General features: G+C 63.5%; 19 protein-coding genes and 1 tRNA gene. 13 read left to right on the forward strand and 7 right to left on the reverse strand.

Going from position 1 to position 18,869, the window contains the following annotated elements:
• The first annotated feature begins 26 nt into the window (after positions 1-26).
• On the forward strand, positions 27-563 hold the full coding sequence (locus tag AB4879_RS13395; RefSeq protein ID WP_370507964.1) for a MarR family winged helix-turn-helix transcriptional regulator: 537 nt from the start codon (positions 27-29) through the stop codon (positions 561-563).
• A gap of 50 nt (positions 564-613) precedes the next feature.
• Here the strand turns inward: AB4879_RS13395 and AB4879_RS13400 are convergent, their stop codons facing one another.
• The gene (locus AB4879_RS13400) at positions 614-1,792 is read right to left on the reverse strand and encodes an FAD-binding domain (RefSeq protein ID WP_370507965.1); all 1,179 of its coding nucleotides are present in this window, start codon (positions 1,790-1,792) and stop codon (positions 614-616) included.
• Positions 1,793-1,805: 13 nt separating this feature from the next.
• Positions 1,806-1,955, reverse strand: a complete 150-nt coding sequence (locus tag AB4879_RS13405; RefSeq protein ID WP_158249001.1) for a hypothetical protein — start codon at positions 1,953-1,955, stop codon at positions 1,806-1,808.
• A gap of 695 nt (positions 1,956-2,650) precedes the next feature.
• Between AB4879_RS13405 and AB4879_RS13410 the strand changes: the two genes are divergently transcribed.
• Complete coding sequence (locus AB4879_RS13410; protein ID WP_370507966.1) at positions 2,651-3,589, forward strand: hypothetical protein; 939 nt, start codon at positions 2,651-2,653, stop codon at positions 3,587-3,589.
• A 126-nt stretch (positions 3,590-3,715) separates the two neighbouring features.
• Complete coding sequence (locus AB4879_RS13415; protein WP_102806662.1) at positions 3,716-4,192, forward strand: MarR family winged helix-turn-helix transcriptional regulator; 477 nt, start codon at positions 3,716-3,718, stop codon at positions 4,190-4,192.
• A gap of 29 nt (positions 4,193-4,221) precedes the next feature.
• Here AB4879_RS13415 and AB4879_RS13420 read toward each other — a convergent pair.
• Positions 4,222-4,283, reverse strand: a tRNA-Val gene (locus AB4879_RS13420).
• Between the two features lie 350 nt (positions 4,284-4,633).
• Here AB4879_RS13420 and AB4879_RS13425 point away from each other — a divergent pair.
• Both AB4879_RS13425 and AB4879_RS13430 read left to right on the forward strand, forming a co-directional pair.
• A complete protein-coding gene (locus tag AB4879_RS13425; protein WP_370507967.1) occupies positions 4,634-5,086 on the forward strand; it encodes a DUF1931 family protein in 453 nt (150 codons plus the stop codon).
• A gap of 99 nt (positions 5,087-5,185) precedes the next feature.
• On the forward strand, positions 5,186-5,650 hold the full coding sequence (locus AB4879_RS13430) for an Hsp20/alpha crystallin family protein (RefSeq protein WP_370507968.1): 465 nt from the start codon (positions 5,186-5,188) through the stop codon (positions 5,648-5,650).
• 24 nt (positions 5,651-5,674) lie between these two features.
• On the opposite strand, the gene AB4879_RS13435 is transcribed toward AB4879_RS13430, so the two are convergent.
• From AB4879_RS13435 to AB4879_RS13445, 3 genes are all read right to left on the reverse strand, one after another.
• Positions 5,675-7,024 (reverse strand): PucR family transcriptional regulator, encoded by a 1,350-nt coding sequence (locus AB4879_RS13435; protein WP_370507969.1) that lies wholly within the window; start codon positions 7,022-7,024, stop codon positions 5,675-5,677.
• A gap of 1,040 nt (positions 7,025-8,064) precedes the next feature.
• The gene (locus AB4879_RS13440) at positions 8,065-9,264 is read right to left on the reverse strand and encodes a low temperature requirement protein A (protein ID WP_370507970.1); all 1,200 of its coding nucleotides are present in this window, start codon (positions 9,262-9,264) and stop codon (positions 8,065-8,067) included.
• Positions 9,265-9,321: 57 nt separating this feature from the next.
• A complete protein-coding gene (locus tag AB4879_RS13445; protein WP_370507971.1) occupies positions 9,322-10,461 on the reverse strand; it encodes a glutathione-independent formaldehyde dehydrogenase in 1,140 nt (379 codons plus the stop codon).
• A gap of 429 nt (positions 10,462-10,890) precedes the next feature.
• On the opposite strand from AB4879_RS13445, the gene AB4879_RS13450 reads away from it, so the two are divergent.
• The 5 genes from AB4879_RS13450 to AB4879_RS13470 all read left to right on the forward strand — a co-directional run bounded on the left by AB4879_RS13450 (position 10,891) and on the right by AB4879_RS13470 (position 15,032).
• Complete coding sequence (locus AB4879_RS13450) at positions 10,891-11,457, forward strand: type 1 glutamine amidotransferase domain-containing protein (protein WP_370507972.1); 567 nt, start codon at positions 10,891-10,893, stop codon at positions 11,455-11,457.
• A 217-nt stretch (positions 11,458-11,674) separates the two neighbouring features.
• Positions 11,675-11,971: a putative quinol monooxygenase gene (locus tag AB4879_RS13455; protein WP_370507973.1), complete on the forward strand. Its 297-nt coding sequence runs from the start codon at positions 11,675-11,677 to the stop codon at positions 11,969-11,971.
• 596 nt (positions 11,972-12,567) lie between these two features.
• Entirely contained in the window at positions 12,568-13,269 is a 702-nt protein-coding gene (locus tag AB4879_RS13460; RefSeq protein ID WP_370507974.1) for a ZIP family metal transporter, read from the forward strand.
• A gap of 247 nt (positions 13,270-13,516) precedes the next feature.
• A complete protein-coding gene (locus tag AB4879_RS13465; RefSeq protein ID WP_370507975.1) occupies positions 13,517-14,080 on the forward strand; it encodes a DsbA family protein in 564 nt (187 codons plus the stop codon).
• 109 nt (positions 14,081-14,189) lie between these two features.
• Positions 14,190-15,032, forward strand: coding sequence for an aldo/keto reductase (locus AB4879_RS13470; RefSeq protein ID WP_370507976.1), 843 nt, complete (start codon positions 14,190-14,192; stop codon positions 15,030-15,032).
• Between the two features lie 364 nt (positions 15,033-15,396).
• Here the strand turns inward: AB4879_RS13470 and AB4879_RS13475 are convergent, their stop codons facing one another.
• The gene (locus tag AB4879_RS13475; RefSeq protein WP_370507977.1) at positions 15,397-15,585 is read right to left on the reverse strand and encodes a hypothetical protein; all 189 of its coding nucleotides are present in this window, start codon (positions 15,583-15,585) and stop codon (positions 15,397-15,399) included.
• A gap of 354 nt (positions 15,586-15,939) precedes the next feature.
• On the opposite strand from AB4879_RS13475, the gene AB4879_RS13480 reads away from it, so the two are divergent.
• Genes AB4879_RS13480 through AB4879_RS13490 form a run of 3 tightly spaced genes read left to right on the forward strand, consistent with a single transcriptional unit; the run spans position 15,940 to position 18,867 of the window.
• Positions 15,940-16,443 carry a general stress protein gene (locus tag AB4879_RS13480; protein ID WP_370507978.1) on the forward strand — a complete coding sequence of 168 codons (504 nt, stop codon included), beginning with the start codon at positions 15,940-15,942 and terminating at the stop codon, positions 16,441-16,443.
• A gap of 3 nt (positions 16,444-16,446) precedes the next feature.
• Positions 16,447-18,336: a molecular chaperone DnaK gene (gene dnaK / locus AB4879_RS13485; protein ID WP_370507979.1), complete on the forward strand. Its 1,890-nt coding sequence runs from the start codon at positions 16,447-16,449 to the stop codon at positions 18,334-18,336.
• 6 nt (positions 18,337-18,342) lie between these two features.
• Entirely contained in the window at positions 18,343-18,867 is a 525-nt protein-coding gene (locus AB4879_RS13490; RefSeq protein ID WP_370507980.1) for a nucleotide exchange factor GrpE, read from the forward strand.
• Positions 18,868-18,869: the final 2 nt, after the last annotated feature.

Here is an 18,869-nt window from a genome sequence, read left to right on the forward strand (position 1 = left end):
TAGCACGCACGGGCTAGTGTGCACGCATGGAACCTTCCGGCCGCACCGACACGAGTCGCGGTTGCGCAGGTGGCACCGGCAGGTATGCCGATGAGCTCGAACACGCCACCCGCGGACTGTTCGCGCTCAACCTGGTCGTTCTCGAAGAGTCGGTCAAACGCATCGGCATGGCTCCACTGCGGGCCCTCCAATCGCTGCAGCGACTGGGCCCCAGCCTGGTCACCGAAATGGGCGATGACCTCGGGCTGGCGCCGTCGAGTGCAAGCCGCCTCAGTGACCGACTGGCCGAAGCAGGGCTGATCAGTCGCGGCGTGGCGCCCCATAATCGTCGGGCCACCCTGCTGGAACTCACCCCCGCAGGCCAAGCCATCCTCGACGACCTGAGCCACCACCGCATGACGCTGTTCGAGACCGTCACCGAAGCGATGGATCCCGAAGACCGCGCAGCGCTGCTGCGCGGCACCGCGGCCTTCACCGCCACCTACCAGCAACTCGCCGCACAGCATCGTGACGACCACCCCGTCGACCAGGAGTCACCACGTGACGACGGGTCCACAAACTGAACACCTCCCCTGCGCCGGCGGCCGACATTGCCGGGCCGTTGCGCCGAGGTTCACATCGCGTAGGCCGGTAGGTCGAAATCGTCTCGCAGATCGCGGCGCAGAAACAGATCCGCGCGCGGAAGCACATCAAGGGTGTTCATGACGAGATCGCGGAACCAGATGCCCAGTCGGGTTCGGGTGGCGAAGACGGGAAGGAGTCGCTCGGCGCTTTTCTGTTTGCCTTCGACAAAGGGCCGCAGGCGTGCTTCGTAGCGGTCGAAAGCGCTCCGATAATCACTGCCGGCCCGATGCAGTTCGCCGGCAAGCACATAGGCCTCAGTCATCGCCAGACCAGTGCCTTCGCCCGCGAACAGCGATACGCAGGCAGCCGCATCACCAACGAGAACCGCACGTCCTCGAGACCAGCGATCGAGGCGGATCTGGCTGACGACGTCGAAGTACAGGTCACCGACGTCGTCGAGCGCGGCAAGTATGCGCGCACACTCGCCGCCCAAGTCGGCGAAGTGGTCGCGAAGTAGCGCAATGCGGGCCGAAGTGTCGCCGGGGTCGCGCGGACGTGAGCACCGAAGTATGAACAGAAACATGGTTCGGTTGTCCCGCAGCGAAAACCGGCCGATGGATCGGCCCGGTTCGGAGTAGGTGACGTAGACGAGCTCATCCCGCGGGCGATAACCGTCGACGACGCAGGCGGCAACCTCATACCCCAGATAGTGTTCGACGGTCGAATCAGCCGCGAGTGCCAGCCGGCGCACAGTGGAGTGCAAACCGTCCGCACCGACCACAAGGTCGAACTCGCGAAAGTTGGCTCGCTCGAAGCTGATACCGACACCGTCGGCGTGTGTGTCGACCGCCGTGATGCTGTCACCGAAGATCACTTCGACATCGTTTTCGATCGTCGCATAGACGGCGGCAGCAAGATCGCCACGGGGAATGCTGGTGAATTGATCTCCCACCGCCCGCCGGAATCCATCCACACTCAACGATCCACGGGTTCGCCCATCGGGACGGGCCGAGCGGATCGACTGGACCTGGTAGCCACGTTCGCGCACGGTCGCCTCGATGCCCATGCGTTGCGCGACCTGGAAACCCACCCCCCAGAAGTCGATCACGTAGCCACCGGTTCGAAATCGTGGGGCACGCTCGATCAGCGTTGGCTGGTGTCCGCTGCGGTGCAACCAATGTGCCAGCGTGGGGCCGGCCACACCGGCGCCGCTGATCGCTATCTTCATGCGTACCTCGCGACTATTCGATGAGTTTGGGAATCTCGACCTGATAGCGGACCCGTTCGGAACGGGTGAGCGGGGGTGCGAACTCCACCACGATCGTGGCCGTCTGAAACAGATTTCGGTCTGCGGCGTAGATCTGCGCCTGGCCGGGAGCGCGGAATGACATCACACGGAGGGTGTCGGTGACCACTGATTGGGAGCACCCTGCTGCCGGGCAGTCTTGTGCGGTCGTGTCCAGGGGGTTCGGCGCCGCAAACCCCGCCTCGTTCAGCGCGTCGACCAATCCGCGCGCTCCTAACGCAGCCCTCGCGACCCGCCTGTCAGACAGCGCACCGACAGACGAGCTCGATCGGGGTGCGGATGACGACGGACTGGCGGGCGAGGCCGAGGTGCCTGCCGAGCAGCCGGCCGCCACCAGGGACGCCGGCGTCAGAGCAATCACGAAGCCGCACAACCATTTAGGGGCCGAAGCGACTGGTCCGCTCACCGGTCATCGTGTCCGTGTGTGCATAAGGTCCTCCGGTCATCGTCTTAAACAAAGACTGCACCTGCCAGCACTGTCAGGCCGACTGCGAAAGCCGCTCGCCCCGGGAGGGACGAGCCGAGTCCGGCCCGAGGCGCACCGAATGCGGTATCAGCTGCGATGATCCCACGACACGGTAGCACTATGCAATAGTTGTCATGTGCGGCTAGGTGTGGGATTCGGTTGCGCTCGCGCGCTGCGGGGGGCTATCTGGCCCGGGGTCTGGTCACCTCGCATGCGAGAGAATTTCGGCGTGTTGCGCGCCCGCTCTCTGGCCGTCGCGCTGGCTGCGGTAGCTCTGGTGTCGGGCGCCTGTGACGCCATAGTCCCCGATCGCGGTGCGGCCGTCGATCCATTTGGTGCAGCAGATTTCTGCCATGCCAGGCGTCCGAACCATCGGCCATACGTTCAACAACAGGCCTGCGCAGGACATGGTCAACTTCACCATCGACGTAGAGGTGCAAGATGGCGTCACCGCCGAGAAGGCCGCAGCCGTCACGTCGCACTACCTGACTGCTCTGGGCAGCGGCGCATTCCGTGGTTACCGCGCCGAGCTCGATCTGCGACACGGCCGAAGCGTCTTCGCCGTCGATAGCGGGAAACACACAATTGCCAACACCGAGAAAATTGTCCAGCAGGCCCGGGACTGGGTGCGGCTGTGCAGCGAGTTTCCCTTGGCGACAGTCGAATTGCGCGCCACGATTGTTCACGCCTCCGCGCCTCTCGCGGAGCAGGAAGCCGGACATTCGAATGTGGCCAGCGTCGCGTTGGCCGATCCGTCCGACTTCACCAGTGTCGCCGATGTCGCGAGAGTGTTGTCCACGGAATTCGCCGGACTCGCCGAGTTGGGGTGGACGATTTCAGCCGGCCTACTTCACCCGGCGGAGATGTCCTTCTCGCGGCGGTATCCCACCGCCGCCGAACTCGACGCGTGGCGCCGCGTCAATGCCGATCAGTCGATACCCCACATCGATGCGCTCAGGATCAACTGGTCGACAACTCCGCCAGTGTGGTTCTCGGAGAAGACAACCCGCTCGCACGACGTCTCCGCAGCTCTTGCGCTGGCCGCCCGGCATCTGCCGATTGTGGCCACGCTGCCCGCGCCCGTTCTCTACAGCGCCAGCGACCAACTGTCCGGCCATATCGGCGCCAGCGGCCACGCCCGCGGCCCCGTCGTCATCACCGTAGGCGGATGTACGCCACGGGATCCTTTGGTGTATAGCCCAATTCCGGCAGAACGCGCGCTCATTGACAAGTACGCGCGGTGCCGAGGCTAACGATGGTTTCGGGCGGTCCGATCTTGTTGAAAGCTCTCGTCGCTCGCCCATCACATCTGCCATAGTTGCAGTAAGCGACAGTTTTCCCGTACTGGCAAAATAGCTCCGAAAGATCGAAGGGATGTCATGGCGGACGCAGCGGACTCGACCGACGCCGTCACCGACGCGTTGCTGACAGCGTCCCGACTACTCGTAGCCATGTCGGCGCGCTCGATAGCCGAAGTCGACGAAACCATCACGATCCCCCAGTTCCGCACACTGGTCATCCTCTCGACGCGGCCTCCGGTCAACCTCGCCACGTTGGCCGGCCTGCTCGATGTCGCACCGTCCACCACCGGGCGGATGGTCGACAGATTGGTCACGGCCGGCCTGATCGATCGCCAACCGCATCCGGAGTCCCGCCGCGAACTTGTCGTGGAGCTGACCGCCCGCGGCCGAGAGGTCGTCAAGGCTGTGACTGCCCACCGCCGTGACGAGATAGCCGAAGTGGTAGGAAAGATGCCTCCGCGCGAACGGCAGGGCCTGGTCCGCGCTTTGACCGCATTCACTGACGCCGGGGGCGAAACGGCCGCGGTCGCCACTTTGGATGCCCAGGCGTTCTGAAACTGATCGCGTGCGACGAAGTATTTATGTGGTGGTCCCGGCTGGTATCGAACCAGCGACCTTCCGCGTGTGAGGCTGATTTAGCTACACTAACTTTCTGTTTGCGCTGGTCAGAGGCTTGTAGATGGGCCGAATTGGACCCTCTGGAGCACCTGGTCTGAAAGTTTGGCCCTATTTTGGCCCTACGAAAATCGGGCTCAAACGCCTCCGAGTGTCCGGACACTAAGCGGGAGGTCGGCCCTTCACGATCGAACACCTAAACCGATTGACCCCGTGCGAGATAAGTCAGCCCCATGTGCTCCCTGGTGTCTATCGACCTGTTAGGCCGAATCGGCCTGGCGAGATTGCACCTGCGAGTCCGGTTCGCGGTGACCAACGAAATGCCAACGTTGAGTACGAGCCCGGTCGGGCTAGCCAGGATCTGTGGACCGGAGGTGACGCGTGACCCATCCGTCGGGTATTCCAGTGTTCGAACGGTTCTTCCGCTCGGTCGCAAGCATCAAGATCGACAAGAACGATGTGCGACGCTTCCGGGCGTTTGTCGACGAGCAGATCGACGACATCGCCATAGCGGGGCGCAATACGGCCAAATGGAACGGGCGTGACGTGATTATGGCGCAGGACCTTCCGATCACCAAGGGTGTCCAGGAACGAATGCGCGAATTCGACAAGCTCGAGGAAGCTGAAGAGATCCGTAAGCTGCTGCGTCAAGTGGTACGACAGCCGCCCAGTGACGTCACGTTCGCAGCTGAAACCGAGGAGCTGTTGCCAGAGTTGTTCGGCGGGTTGGGCATCGCGCTGGCCCGGTCGTTTCGCCTGGTGGACCCGACGGTGTCCCACCCGTCGACTGAGCACTGGAACCGGGTGTTCACGCTTTTCCGGCTGGTGTTCTGATTCCGACCGTCGTGACGGAAACCCCCACAACTGAAATTGCGGGCCGTGAAATCGGCCCGACAGTGCGACGGGCGCTGATGAATGAGAAGAGGAGCTGATATGACTCTGCCGGTGAAACATTCTGCTGGACAGGCGCAGTGGCGTCCGTTTCGCGAGTTCGAGAGTCTCTATGCGGAAATAGACCGGTTGGCACAGTCGGTGTTCGGTGGCCACGGCGGTGAGAGTGCCTGGTTGCCCGCAGCCGACGTCGTCGAGACCGACAGCGCCTACATCATCGAGATCGAGCTTCCTGGCGTGCGGCGCGAGGATGTCGATGTCCATCTGAACGGCAACGAACTTGCGATAACTGGCGAGGTCAAGGAGCGCAAGCGCGAAGGTTTGTTCCGCCGCCGAACCCGGCGGGTCGGTGAGTTTGAGTTGCGGCTGGCGCTGCCGGGCCAGCTTCGGGAAAGTGACGTCGAAGCGTCCTTGGCGTATGGCGTGCTGAAGCTCTACGTACCGAAGGCGGAAAGCACCAAGTCCAGCAAGATCCCCGTCAGTGAATCTGGCGACGACTCGTCCTAGCCACCGCTCGCAGCCGGTTTCCGTTCAGCCAGCAGGGTTCAGGAAGCGCCACGCCCGCGTTGCGGCGTGCAGGTTGAACCGGGTATCGACATTGCGGAGGTCGTGACCGGTCAGTTCAGCGATGCGCGCCAGCCGGTAACGCAGCGTGCTGCGATGGATGTGCAGTGCAGCCGCGGATTCGTCATAGTTCCCACCGCACTCCAGGTAATCGCTCAGGGTCATCACCAGGTCGGACTTCTTCTTGGTGTCGTAATCCAGCAGTGCGCCAAGCCATTCGCGCACAAAGCTTTCCACCTCGCCGCCGCCGTCTGCCGCGTCGATGAGCCGATAGAAACCGAGTTCGTCGAACGCCACTGCACCTTGTGGACTGACTGAGCGCAAACGGATGCTCATGGCCCGACGGGCTTCCATGAAGGACCGCGGAAAGTCCTCGGGCACCAGACATCGAGAGCCGACACCGACGACGCTGGTGGTCTTGCCGAGGATGTCACTGATCGTGCGGTGCAGCGCCGGGGGGTCCGGGCGCCCGGCGATGAGCAGCACGACCAGACCCGCGTGGCGCCCTTGCAGGTAGGTCAGATTCAATGCGGTTGCGGCACGCCCGGCGGCGGTTGTCAGCGTGTTCTCGGTCCGACCGGTACTTTGCAATACCACCACGTAGTGGGGGCGCCGCAGGTCGTGGTTCAGGGCGTCGGCACGAGCGTAGGCCCCATCCCGGTCGGTGCCTGCCAACAGGTCGTCGACGAGATCGCGGTGCAAGTTCAGTTCGATCTCAGCGACGGTTCGCTGGTGGGAAAGTTCCAGTGCGAGAACAGTGGCGCCGTAACGCAGGGCGAACAACTTGTCCTCGGTCACCGTGTCGTCCGGGTCGTTCAAGGCGAGGACACCGAGGATCTCGGTCCGGGGCTGGACGAGTGTGAGTACTCGCCGTCCGATTCGAGCTCGACCATTCTGCGCGGCCAGCTCGTGCAGTAGGAGCTCGCGCTGGTCCGCCCGTTGCTTGGGGTAGGGGTCCGGTAGGCCGGGTCCGGCCCAGCAATGCAGGTTGCCGAACCGATCCTCAATAGCCACCGAATGCCCTGTCAGGTCGTTTAGTGCGTCCGCAATTCCTTGCTCGCCCGTACCCGCGGCCACTCCCGTGCTCAATGCTTCGTGCACCTTCGTCTGCCGCTGTAGCCGCCCCACCGTTGCGGCGAGTTCACGGTTTGCTACTTCCAAATCGGCGACTGTTTTTGTCAGCTGTGCCGCGTCGCCGGAGACCCGGGCATGCGTTGCGGCATGCGCCAGGGCAGCGTCGGTCTGCTGGGCCAGTTCAGCAGGAGTCTCTCCGGCGGCAGCTAAAGCAACCTCCGCGGTTGGATCCAGGAAAGTCATCAGAGATTCCTCCGCCGACCTGTTGGAGAAGTCGGTGGCGTGCGTCTAACCCGGAGTTGGAGCAACTGGGGACACGGATCGCTGTCGGAATCGAGAGCTGCCTACCCAGTGTGCTCCTGTATCACCATCCGCACCACCCCCTGGGGCAATAACCCGGGGGCACGCATGCTCTTGGTCGAGGGGTGAACCGAGTAAGTCGTGCGCACTGGCCTCGGACGAACGTCCACACGGTGTCCAGTTGGATGACCCCGTCCACGACGACAGGGCCGAGCACGCGCGACAGGGTGTCGCCATCTTTGCGGATATTGGCATTGCCGCCACTAAATAGTGTGGGTTGCGCGCTCGACACAAATGGTCAGCAACTGGGTTGCGTCGTTCGACGGAGGTCTGGTGGAACTGACCACGAAACACCCGTTGGTGGTGCGTCGGTGTCGCAGCGGGAACGCCCACCGCCACCGGCCGCCTTTCGCCTCGACTTGGCCATCCCAGTTGGACCGGCGGTGCCATTCGATGTCACGGTGTGCTGGCTGCGACTGTGGAAACCGGATGAATTCGCCGTTGACCGACCGGTAACTGGCCTGGACCTGGCAGGGTCCAAGTCCGCCGACGGCGGCCGTAGCGACGCGGAAGATCCGTAGCGACGCGGAAGATTTCGCCGGCGTCGGAGTCGCTCAAACTGACCTGCGTCAATGCGGCCAGTCCAGCTGATAGTGCTTGTTCGGTTGCGCGAGTGCCTTGTGACCGGCTGTGCGAGTGATCGTTCTTTTTGGAGCCTTGGGCTCGGGCCTCTCGAGCCCACCCCCTTCTAAGAATGGGCTACCCGAAGTCTGTTCCGAAGCGCATTTCCGGGCCGGAAGTTGTCTGCCCGGAAACCCGCTGGTCAGCCTACGTCGTCGTGGTGGTTCTCGTAGGACGATTCAGCGCCCCGTTGTTGCCGGGTTCACCAGACTGCGGAGCAGATTGCCAGACTCCCTGAATTAGGTGAGATTTTCGACACGCATTGCAGCGCCCTGCGTCCACCGGTAGCGAATTGTCCTGCCTCACCGCACGGTTCCCGCGTTGATGGTGCCGATCTGCGGGCGTCGCCACAGCTCCCATGCGAGTCGCAGGACTCCGATCGCGGTGAGTATGGTCAGCGACAAGACGGCCGGGACAGACGTTGCCACCGGAAACATCAGAAGAGACGCGACGGCTGTCAGGAGCCGATCGACAACAAGCAGATGGTGATCCCGCCATCGGTAGGCCACCTCCCCGGCGTAGAACAGTGCCACCCCACCGGTGAGGGCGAGGGCGGGCAGCGGCGCCAACGGCTCGCCGATGTGTTCCACCGAAACCCTTGCCCCGAGGGCGAAGAAGACAACGCCAGCGACGAGCGGCAGGTGCAGGTAGCTGTACGCGTCGCGCGCCAACTGTGCCCGTTCGGAAGCGGGCGTTAGCCGCAGACGCTCCTCGGCACCGGTGGTGAGGCCGAAGTAGGTCCACCACAGGGTGCCCGTGATCAACACCCCGAGAACCACAGCGCCGAGGACGCCTGGGCGGTGCAGGCTTTCGGACGCGCCCGCTCCCAGCGAGATGATCGCCTCGCCCAGCGCGATGATGATCACCAAACCGTGGCGCTCGATGAAATACGCAGGCACGACCCGAAGTCCGTTGATTCCGGCTATCAGGGGACTGCCGAAGTCGGCCGCCGCCGCCGCGACCCACAGCAACTCACGGTAGGGGGAGTCGACAAATGCGCCGGCAACGATCAGGACCGGCCCGACGAGCAGACCGGGGACCAGTCGGCGGATCGCCGACGCCAATTCAGCCTCGCCTCGGGATGCCGAGGCGATGAACATGCCGGCGTTGATAAGACGGACGGCGAACAAGGCGAGCGCGAAAACGAGGGCGGCGGTGGTGAATGCGGTCGGCAGCGCGATCACCGCGATGAACATCGCCGCCATCGCGACGATGACCATAGTCGTGTGGATTACCCGTGCGATTTCGAACAAGTTGGTCAGCCAGGCGTAGCACACCCACGCCCACCAAAGGGCTAGTAGAGCGAGCACACCTCGGCCGAAGCCCTGCCAGGAGATGTCATGGAGCATCAGATAAGTGACCTGCGACATCGCGAAGACGAACGTGAGGTCGAAGAACAATTCCAGGAAGCCCACCGAGCGATCATCCGGTTCCTGCATTTCGTCGGTACCGGGCTCGCGGCCGGCCGATCCCTCGGCGGCGTCGCCGTCATGGACCGTCATCGTCGACCAGTGGTCATGATCATCGACTGTCGCAGCAGAGCCGATTGACGCATCGATCTATGGGTGGAGTATGACTTTGGTCCATCCGTCGTCCCTGGCGTCGAAATGTTGGTAGCCCGACGGAGCCTCGTCGAGCGGCAGTTCGTGGGAGACGATCCATGACGGCTTGGCACGACCCTCATGGATCAGGTCACGAAGCTGGCGGTTGTAGTGCTTGACGTTGGCCTGCCCGGTGCCGATCTTCTGCCCCTTGATCCAGAACTTGCCCATATCGAAGGCGATCTTCCCGTTCTTCTCCAGGTTGTCGGGCGCATTGGGGTCCTGGGGCAAGAAGATGCCGACCACTCCGATGTGCCCCGTGAACCGCACAGAATCGACCAGCCGATTCATGGTCATCGCCGAATCTTCTTGTCCTTGCGGATCATGTGCTTGATAGCCGACGCATTCGCAGCCCTTGTCGGCACCCCTTCCGCGGGTCTGCTCGAGTACCTGCTCAACCGGATCACCCTTGGAATCGTCGATGGGGATGACGCCGATCTGTTCGGCAAGCCGCAGACGGTCGGGGTGTCGGTCGACGATCATCACCTTGCTGGCGCCCTGGATCATCGCCGAGTACGCCGCCATCAAACCCACCGGGCCGGCCCCGTACACCACTACGGAATCACCGGGTTGCATGTCAGCCAGACGAGTGCAGTGCCATCCGGTGGGGAAAATATCGGACAGCATCACGTAGTCGGCTTCCTTCTCTTGCGCGTCCTCTGGCAGGCGCAAACAGTTGAAATCGCCGAACGGCACCCGCAGATACTCGGCCTGCCCACCCCAGTAGGGACCCATATCTGCGAACCCGTAGGCGGCACCGGCCATCTCCGGGTTCGGGTTCGTCGTCAGGCAATACGCTGTCAGACCCTGTTCGCAATTACGGCAGAAACCGCAACCGATGTTGAAGGGCAGACACACTCGATCACCTGGCGAGACCTTGACCACTGCGCTGCCGACCTCCGCGACGATGCCCATGTTCTCGTGACCGAGCACCATGCCCGGGTCAAGATCCGTGCGGCCCTCGTACATGTGTAGGTCCGACCCACAGATGTTGGTGGTGGTGATCTTCACCAGCACGTCGGTCGGGTGCTCGATCTTGGCATCCGGGACGTCTTTGACGACGACGTCACGCGGTCCGTCGTACACAAGTGCTTTCATTCGAGAATCTCCCTAACCATCTGGTGCCGCGATGTCCCGTACTTGCCTCCTCGTAGTGTGCGATGCCGAAGGGGGCCCGGGGACTGGGCCGGCAAGCCGAATATTCGGGGCCGAGTTCGCCCTATCAGTGCAAGCCGCGGGCGTCATCCGGAGTCTGGCGAGACCAACGGTCGTGCGAATCCGCCGCTCGCACCGGCGACCGCCGACTTGAGAAGTGGCAACGATGACTGACGAACCGATCCCGCATGTGGGCAATGCATTTGGCGCCGGGCTTGATACACCGGGATGAAATTTGGACCGCACCTTCACAGTGGCGGGTCCAGGAAGTCGGTGACCAGAACGCCGAGCATTTGGTTAGCAGGCGCCACCCACATCACCGCACCCGACGGACGAGCCTGTGGTGTAGGTCCACAAACGAAGGAGTTCCCCATGGCGAATACATTGCAGGGCAAGAAAGTCGCGATCCTGGCCGCGGACGGCGTAGAACGCGTCGAGTTGGCGACCCCACGCGAGGCGGTTCAGGACGCCGGCGGGCACACCGAATTGTTGTCATTGAAGGCGGGTGAGATTCAGGCACGCAACAACGACCTCGAATCGGCGGGTACGTTCACCGTCGACCGAGTGGTCGCCGACGCATCGATCGACGACTACGACGCCTTATTGCTGCCCGGCGGGACCGTCAATCCCGACAAGCTTCGCATCGATGAAACCGCTGTCTCGTTCGTGCGAGCCTTCGTGGGCTCAGGAAAGCCGGTGGCGACGATCTGTCACGGTCCGTGGACGCTGGTGGAGGCCGATGTGGTTGAAGGCCGGACCCTGACGTCCTATCCAAGCGTGCGCACCGACCTACGCAACGCGGGTGCCACCGTGGTAGATGAGGAGGTCGTCATCGACGGAAATCTGATCTCCAGTCGATCGCCCGACGACCTGCCAGCGTTCTGCCGCGCCATCGTTGATGCGTTCGCCCAGTCTCCGGCGGGCGCAGTGGGACGCTGATGTTGCCGTCCGTCTCGCTGGGTCTCTAGGCCGGATCACGAATCGATCTACGGCATCGTCCCCTGAGAGCCATTCGAAATGGAATTTTTGGTCTGCCGGGACCGACGCTGCGACGCCAGCCAATGGGCAGTGTGGTCCCGAGAAGTGCTGGGACACCTCGCCTCTGCGGTTGGGTTTTCCGCTCCTCCGTCATCCGCCACCTAGAAGGAAGATTCCCATGGCTACCAAGGCATTGCTCGTACGGCTCGAGGCCAAGCCCGGCAAAGAACGCGCAGTTGAGGAATTTCTTGTCTCGGCTCTCCCGCTCGTCGAACAGGAACCCGACACGAAGCCATGGTTCGCGGTTCGGTTCGGTCCGTCGACTTTTGGCATCATCGACGCATTCCCAAACGACGCGGCACGCGAGGCTCATCTTGGCGGTGCCGTTGGAAAAGCCCTGGCGGAGAGGGCTGACGAGCTCTTCGCCTCGCCACCGGAGATCAGCGATCTCGACGTTCTCGCCAACAAGCTCTGACGCCGCTGTCGCTGTGGCGCCGTCGTTGTCGCGCTGTTGCTCAATCCACAAACGCTCGCAGCAGCGTGGGATATCCGAGTCGGACAACACCTTTGGACACGAGTTCTTCGGGTCGTCTAGAAGGTCGGTTCGTCCGTGCAAAACGTCAAGCGAGGCGACCGGGTAATGGCGCGTGATCGGCTGCTACCCATGCGCTTTGACAATCTGCCACGTGCCGGATCACGGATGAGTATCGTCATCAACAAAGACGGCGGGGTGGACGTATGCGACCTCCCTACGGGAGTTCGTCTGGTCACAGCGTAACCCGGACCCTCATGTGGGCAGACCTTGGACCAAGGTCAATGAAACTAAGGTCGTGCCTGTCGTCTGTGGTGCCAGTGTTCCTCTCAAAGTTGGGATTTCGGATGGCGGGTGGTGGGCGTGTTCGGGGTTCATTGCCTTGCGGAATCAATGGGCCGCGCAGGCTCGTGCACCCGATGTCTGGCGTCGCCGGACGCACAATGGCCTGTACCTGGACGGGGCCGCGCACGTGGCCCCCCCGGCAGAATCAGCCGAATCCCCGCGTCAAGCCACGGGCCAAGTCGAGCGCATGACCGATGCTGACCGCACTGCTGTGGGGGCTGGTCGCCTCCTCCTCGTTGATCATCGGCGCCCTTGCCGGCGTGGCCCGCACCTGGAACCAGCGCTTCATCGGGCTGGTGCTGGGCTTCGGCGCCGGTGCCCTCATTGCGAGCATCTCGTTCGAACTGGCGGAGGAGGGATTCCGCGTCGGCGGCGCGCTGCCGGTCGCGCTCGGTCTGGCCTTCGGTGCAGTGACGTTCTTCGTCGCCGATCACTTGGTCGAACGCCTCGGTGGCGATACCGCCCGTGCGGCGGGGATACCCCTGCTGCTCGGCGCGCTGCTCGACGGCATCCCCGAGCAGGCGGTGCTCGGTATCGGCATCGCCGGTGGCGGTGCTGTGAGTCCGACTCTGCTCCTCGCGATCTTCGTTTCGAATCTCCCCGAGTCGATCGGGTCTGCCAGCGACCTGCGCAGCGCTGGTCGTCGCGTCGGGCGCATCGTGCTCGGCTGGACGGCTGTCGCGGCACTGTGCGCCGCCGCCACCCTGGGCGGCTACCAGTTGCAGGAGACTGCCGGGGCGTCGCTGCAGGGCGGAGTCGACGGCTTCGCGGCGGGCGCACTGCTGGTCATGCTCGTCGGATCGATGATTCCGGAAGCGACCGAGAAAGCGCGTGAACAGGCCGGTTTGGCCGCAGTGCTGGGTTTCGCGCTGGCGGCCGGGCTGTCGCTGGCCTAATAGAACAGACCCCGTGACGCGTCGGCGGCCGCTTGATTCTGCCCTCGACGCCGGGCGCCACCTCGCCAGAAGACCGTACGAGTCCGCCTCGCCGCGCTGCCCGACCGGCTGCGCAGGCATGGTTGCGGTGGGTACTGAAAACGTGTTCTGCGCCAAGCAATCCCGTCCCACGATGCCTAACCGACGTCGAACGGCTCGCGCCGCTGGGCCGAAGCCACGCCAATCGACGGCGGGCAGCATGTCGTCCATGACCCAGACCCTCGACATTCCAGTCCCGCGTGGTGCTACAGACGACAAGACAGGCGTTGCCGTCGGCGCCGGCCCGGTCGACGTCGACGCCTACATCGACTTCCAATGTCCCTTCTGCAAACAATTCGAGCTGGCTTCCGGCGAGGCCATCAACGTGCTGCTGGACCGGCAGATGATTCGGTTCGTCCGTCACCCGATGAACTTCTTGGACAACGCATCCACGACTCGGTATTCGACCCGGGCGGCTGCGGCGGCTGCAGCGGCGTCGGACGCGAGACGATTCCACGAGTACGCCCGCGCCCTGTTCGAATATCAGCCGCCCGAGGGCGGTCCAGGCCTGACCGATGACCAGCTCATCGATCTCGGACAGACCATCGGCATCACGGATCCCTCGTTCGCCAGCGAGATCCGGGAGCGCAGATACCTTCCTTGGCCCAGCTTCGTGACGGAGCGTGCGTTCGTACGCGGCATCGGCGGCACACCAAGCGTTTTTGTTCAGGGCATACCGGTTCCGGCCCGGCCGGATCTGATCGTGGCGGCTGTCGCGCGGGTGGTGAGCTGACGTCCGCCACCTGAGACCTGACCCACAAGGTCCGCATGGGTCGCGATCAGGCGATCCGGCGGAGCGGTGGTTTCCCGCTCAACTGACACGTTCGAAAGGCGGTCGAAGAATGAATCCAGCTCAGTCTGTACCGTTGCGCTCCGGCGAGAAGATCGCGGCGATAGGCCAGGGGACGTGGCATTTTGGCGAAAGCCTTGGGCGGCGGGACGACGAGGTCGCTTCGATCCAGCTCGGTATCGACTTGGGAATGACGTTGATTGACACCGCGGAGATGTACGGCAACGGTGCGGCGGAAGTCTTGGTCGGCGAGGCGATCGCCGGACGGCGCAGCGAAGTTTTCCTCGTCGATAAGGTTCTCCCACATCACGCGACTCGGGTAGGTACCGTTCGCGCGTGCGAGGCTAGCTTGGGCAGGCTTGGCGTCGACCACATCGATCTCTACCTTCTGCATTGGCGGGCCAGCATCCCGCTGGTGGAGACGATTGAAGGCTTCGCTGAATTGAAGCGGGAGGGGATGATTCGGCACTGGGGCGTGAGCAATCTCGATATGGACGACATGATCGAACTTGCTAGCCTCCCAGGCGGCGACGAGGTTCAGACGAATCAGATTCTCTACAACTTGACCCGCCGAGGCCCGGAGTACGCGCTGCTGCCGTGGCTGGCTCAACACGGCGTCCCGGCCATGGCCTACTCGCCGATCGAGCAGGGCCGACTGCTCGAGCATCCGGCACTGCAACCGATCGCGCGGCGGCACAAGGCCACTCCGGCACAGATCGCGCTAGCCTGGGTGCTTCAACACGACGGCGTCAACGCCATCCCACGCGCCGGAACACCGGCCCACGTTCGGCAAAACGCCGCCGCCCGCGACATCGAGTTGTCCCGGAGCGACCTCGATGACCTCGACCGAGCGTTTCCGCCACCTACCCGGCCGCGTCCGCTCGAAGTTCTCTGAACGACATCCGATACATCACCGCCCGTGCCGGTCCACACCATCGTATGTGCCGTGTAGTGACGCGTGGTGTGTCTGTTTTTGCGGGCCGTTGAAACACTGAGTAGATCAATCACTTTGGTGTGATCCAGCCTCCTAGGTACCGGTTACTCCTGTGGCAGCGGCACCCCGGTGGTGCGGACAATCCGGGTCGCTAGATGCAGGTTCAGTCGGTCATCGACGTCCTGCAGGTCGCGCCCCGAGATATCGCCGCGGTAGCGTGCCCCCGTAGGCAGAATCGTGATTTCCGATTCGGCCTATCAGACGCCCGCCGGTCTGGGTGCGAGCCGCGATGCTTTGCGCGGCAGTGCGAACTGCCGCAAGCTGATCACAGCGTCATCGCATGCGCAGGCGGGCAGTCACCCCGGCGCAGGATCACGAACTGATCCGCCAGCCACACCAAGGCCGGGCCGTTCGGATCCACGCCGGGGAGCAGGTCGAGCATCGTGTAGGCATCGCCGACGCACTGCGCCAAAAACTCCCGTTCCTTCTTCTCCAGTCCAGCCTGTGTCGTCACGGTGAGACTCCTTCCCGGAACCGTCGTAGAGGCGGCGAGCCCGCCCCACCAGTACCTTGGCGGATGATCCGGCCGCCGTCGCCGACCTGTAAGCACGAGGAAGCAGCGCCCGTATCGTCCTTGGGAGACAGATGAAGTGCCCTCGCGCCGCTACTTCCTTGCGATGAAACCGGCGGTGCAGCCGCGGCCGACCGCGGAATGCATCCTCTTGTGCTGACAGGACCAATTCCGATCGACAACTCTGGCTCGTCGGGAGCACGCGCTGGGCGAACTCGATTGCCAGACTCGGTGTTCGGAGTACAGCCACCCTCGGAAGCTAGGAGAAGCCCATGGCTTCAATGCGTAGGAGAAGTGATGGTTAGGCATTCGACCGTGGCTGACTCGGCGGTGCGGCCCAATGAACCAGCCCGCCAGGTGATCGCCACCTTCGACAACTACGCCGACGCCGAACGCGCGGTGGATTACCTGTCCGATCACCGGTTCGAAGTGAACCGGGTGGCGATCGTTGGCCGCGATCTCGAGTACGTCGAGCAGGTCCTTGGCCGGATGAGCTACGGCGGGGCGGCTCTGCGCGGTGCCGGCTCGGGCGCCATGGTCGGCGCGCTGATCGGCTGGATCTTCGGGCTGTTCAACTTGATTGAACCATTGACCTCTGCACTGCTATTGGCCGCCTTCGGGGTGATCTTCGGTGCCATTGTCGGCGCCCTGATCGGCTTGCTGACCCACGCGCTGCAGGGCGGTCGCCGCGACTTTGCCTCCGTAGGCGCACTGAAGGCCAAGTACTACGACGTCGTCGCCGACGTAGAGGTAGCCGACCGTGCGCTGCAACTGCTCACCAGTGACAACCGAAAGGAATAGACCATGGCAACAGCGGTAGGTATCGATCTTGGGACAACGAACTCGGTGATCGCCGCCTGGCAGGGCGGGGAACCGGTTGTGATTCCCAATACCGAGGGCGCGCGAACCACGCCGTCGGTGGTGGCCTTCACCGAGAACGGCGAGCGTCTGGTCGGACAACTGGCCAGGCGGCAGTCAATTATGAACCCGAAGGGCACCATCTATTCGGCGAAGAGATTCATCGGGCGCCGCTATGACGAGATATCGGAAGAAGCCAAGGCGGTCAGCTTCGACGTCGTCGAAGGCGAGGGGGGTGCCGCGCGCTTCGACGTTCGCGGCAAGCAGTACTCGCCCGAAGAGATCAGCGCCCAGGTGCTACGCAAGCTCGTCGACGACGCCAGCAAGTTCCTCGGCGAACGCGTCAAGGAAGCGGTGATCACCGTTCCGGCGTACTTCAATGACGCGCAACGCAATGCCACCAAGGACGCCGGCCGGATCGCCGGTCTGGATGTCCTGCGCATCATCAACGAACCCACGGCCGCGGCGCTGGCCTACGGGCTCGACAAGAAGGGCCACGAGACCGTGTTGGTCTTCGATCTCGGCGGCGGCACGTTCGATGTCAGCCTTCTCGACGTCGGTGACGGGGTGGTCGAGGTTCGTTCCACCGCGGGTGACTCCCATCTGGGTGGCGACGACTTCGACCGCCGGCTCGTGGACTATCTCGCCGACGAGTTCCAGCGCGAGAACAACATCGATCTACGCAAGGATTCGCAGGCGCTACAACGGCTGTTCGAGGCGTCCGAGAAGGCGAAGGTCGAACTGTCGTCGGTGACGCAGACCCAGGTCAATCTGCCGTTTGTCACTGCCGACGCCAACGGCCCCAAGCACCTCACCATGACCATCAATCGGTCGAAGTTCGAGGAACTCACCCACGATCTGGTTGAGCGCTGCATGAGTCCGGTCAAGCAGGCGATGGACGACGCCAAGGTGACCGCGAACGACATCGACGAGGTCATCCTGGTCGGCGGGTCGACCCGTATCCCTGCCGTCCAGGCCCTGGTCCGCCGGCTCACCGGCGGCAAGGACCCGAACATGACCGTCAACCCCGACGAAGTGGTCTCAATGGGTGCCGCGATCCAGGCGGGCGTGCTCAAGGGTGAGGTCTCTGACGTCCTGCTGCTCGATGTCACACCGCTCTCGCTGGGAGTAGAGACGGCAGGCGGCGTGATGACCAAGATCATCGAGCGCAACACCACCATCCCGGCCCGGCGCAGCGAGGTGTTCAGCACTGCTGCAGACAACCAACCCGCGGTGGATATCGTTGTGCTGCAGGGCGAACGAGAGATGGCCAAGGACAACCGGGTACTCGGCAGGTTCAAGCTCGAGAACATCCGACCGGCCCCGCGCGGTGAGCCACAGATCGAGGTCACGTTCGACATCGACGCCAACGGGATCCTGCATGTCACCGCGCGCGATAAGGACACCGGCGCCGAGCAGAGCATCACCATCAGCGAACAGTCGAACCTCGATCAGAACGAGGTCGAAAGGATGCTCGCCGAGGCCGAGGCGCACCGCCGCGAGGACGAACAGTTGCGCAAGCAGGTCGATGCACGCAATGAACTCGATTCGGCGGCATACCTTGTCGAGCGTCGCCTCGCCGAGCTAGGCGACTCGGCGGCGCCACATGACCGGGCCCGGGCCGAGATGCTGGTCGCCGACGCCCGGCAAGCCGTCAAGGACGAGGCGCCGCTGGAGCGGGTGCAATCGCTGACATCCGAACTTCAGCAGGCGCTCTACGGGCTGCAACCTGCCCCAGCAGGCGGCGGCAACGGGCAGCAGGGGCCGTCTAGTAACGGCCACGGCTCGCGAGTCGCCGACGACGACGTCGTCGACGCCGAGTTCGACCGAGGCTAGGCCGCCATGGTCAGTTCGACGGAACATTCGAAGACCGACGAGGACCGTGACGCGGTCGGCGATGGCCCGCCTGAAGCGGTTGCCTCCCAGACCGATTCGGACGCCGAGCTGGCCAAGCTCGAGGATCGTTGGCGACGCGCGGTCGCGGATCTGGACAACCTGCGAAAGAGATACGCCCGCGAATTGGACCGCGAACGAACAACGGAGCGGTCCAGGGTGGCCGGTGCGTGGCTGCCCGTCGTAGACAACTTGGAGCGGGCGATTGCTCATACGGGTGACCACTCCGATGCGGTGGTAGAGGGCGTGCGGAGCATTCTGGGCCAGGCGCTGCAGGTACTCGAGCAGCTCGGTTATCCGCGCGATACGGAGTCGGGGGTGCCGTTTGACCCGCAACGTCACGAGGTGGTCGGTGTCGTCGAGCATGGCGAGAGCGCACCCGGGACGGTTGTCGAGGTGGTGCGCCCGGGCTACGGACAAGGTTCGAGCCAACTACGGCCGGCGGCCGTAGTGGTCAGCCGACGCGAGGAGTGAGA

The sequence above is a fragment of the Mycobacterium sp. SA01 genome (assembly GCF_041287105.1).
In the GTDB taxonomy this organism is placed as follows: Bacteria; Actinomycetota; Actinomycetes; order Mycobacteriales; family Mycobacteriaceae; genus Mycobacterium.

What these genes read in the sequence shown, in the direction of transcription:
- AB4879_RS13395 (WP_370507964.1), top strand. Translation starts at nt 27, where the DNA reads ATGGAACCTTCCGGCCGCACCGACACGAGTCGCGGTTGCGCAGGTGGC.
- AB4879_RS13400 (WP_370507965.1), bottom strand. Translation starts at nt 1,792, where the DNA reads ATGAAGATAGCGATCAGCGGCGCCGGTGTGGCCGGCCCCACGCTGGCA.
- AB4879_RS13405 (WP_158249001.1), bottom strand. Translation starts at nt 1,955, where the DNA reads ATGTCATTCCGCGCTCCCGGCCAGGCGCAGATCTACGCCGCAGACCGA.
- AB4879_RS13415 (WP_102806662.1), top strand. Translation starts at nt 3,716, where the DNA reads ATGGCGGACGCAGCGGACTCGACCGACGCCGTCACCGACGCGTTGCTG.
- AB4879_RS13430 (WP_370507968.1), top strand. Translation starts at nt 5,186, where the DNA reads ATGACTCTGCCGGTGAAACATTCTGCTGGACAGGCGCAGTGGCGTCCG.
- AB4879_RS13435 (WP_370507969.1), bottom strand. Translation starts at nt 7,024, where the DNA reads ATGACTTTCCTGGATCCAACCGCGGAGGTTGCTTTAGCTGCCGCCGGA.
- AB4879_RS13440 (WP_370507970.1), bottom strand. Translation starts at nt 9,264, where the DNA reads ATGACGGTCCATGACGGCGACGCCGCCGAGGGATCGGCCGGCCGCGAG.
- AB4879_RS13445 (WP_370507971.1), bottom strand. Translation starts at nt 10,461, where the DNA reads ATGAAAGCACTTGTGTACGACGGACCGCGTGACGTCGTCGTCAAAGAC.
- AB4879_RS13450 (WP_370507972.1), top strand. Translation starts at nt 10,891, where the DNA reads ATGGCGAATACATTGCAGGGCAAGAAAGTCGCGATCCTGGCCGCGGAC.
- AB4879_RS13455 (WP_370507973.1), top strand. Translation starts at nt 11,675, where the DNA reads ATGGCTACCAAGGCATTGCTCGTACGGCTCGAGGCCAAGCCCGGCAAA.
- AB4879_RS13460 (WP_370507974.1), top strand. Translation starts at nt 12,568, where the DNA reads ATGCTGACCGCACTGCTGTGGGGGCTGGTCGCCTCCTCCTCGTTGATC.
- AB4879_RS13465 (WP_370507975.1), top strand. Translation starts at nt 13,517, where the DNA reads ATGACCCAGACCCTCGACATTCCAGTCCCGCGTGGTGCTACAGACGAC.
- AB4879_RS13470 (WP_370507976.1), top strand. Translation starts at nt 14,190, where the DNA reads ATGAATCCAGCTCAGTCTGTACCGTTGCGCTCCGGCGAGAAGATCGCG.
- AB4879_RS13480 (WP_370507978.1), top strand. Translation starts at nt 15,940, where the DNA reads ATGGTTAGGCATTCGACCGTGGCTGACTCGGCGGTGCGGCCCAATGAA.
- dnaK (WP_370507979.1), top strand. Translation starts at nt 16,447, where the DNA reads ATGGCAACAGCGGTAGGTATCGATCTTGGGACAACGAACTCGGTGATC.
- AB4879_RS13490 (WP_370507980.1), top strand. Translation starts at nt 18,343, where the DNA reads ATGGTCAGTTCGACGGAACATTCGAAGACCGACGAGGACCGTGACGCG.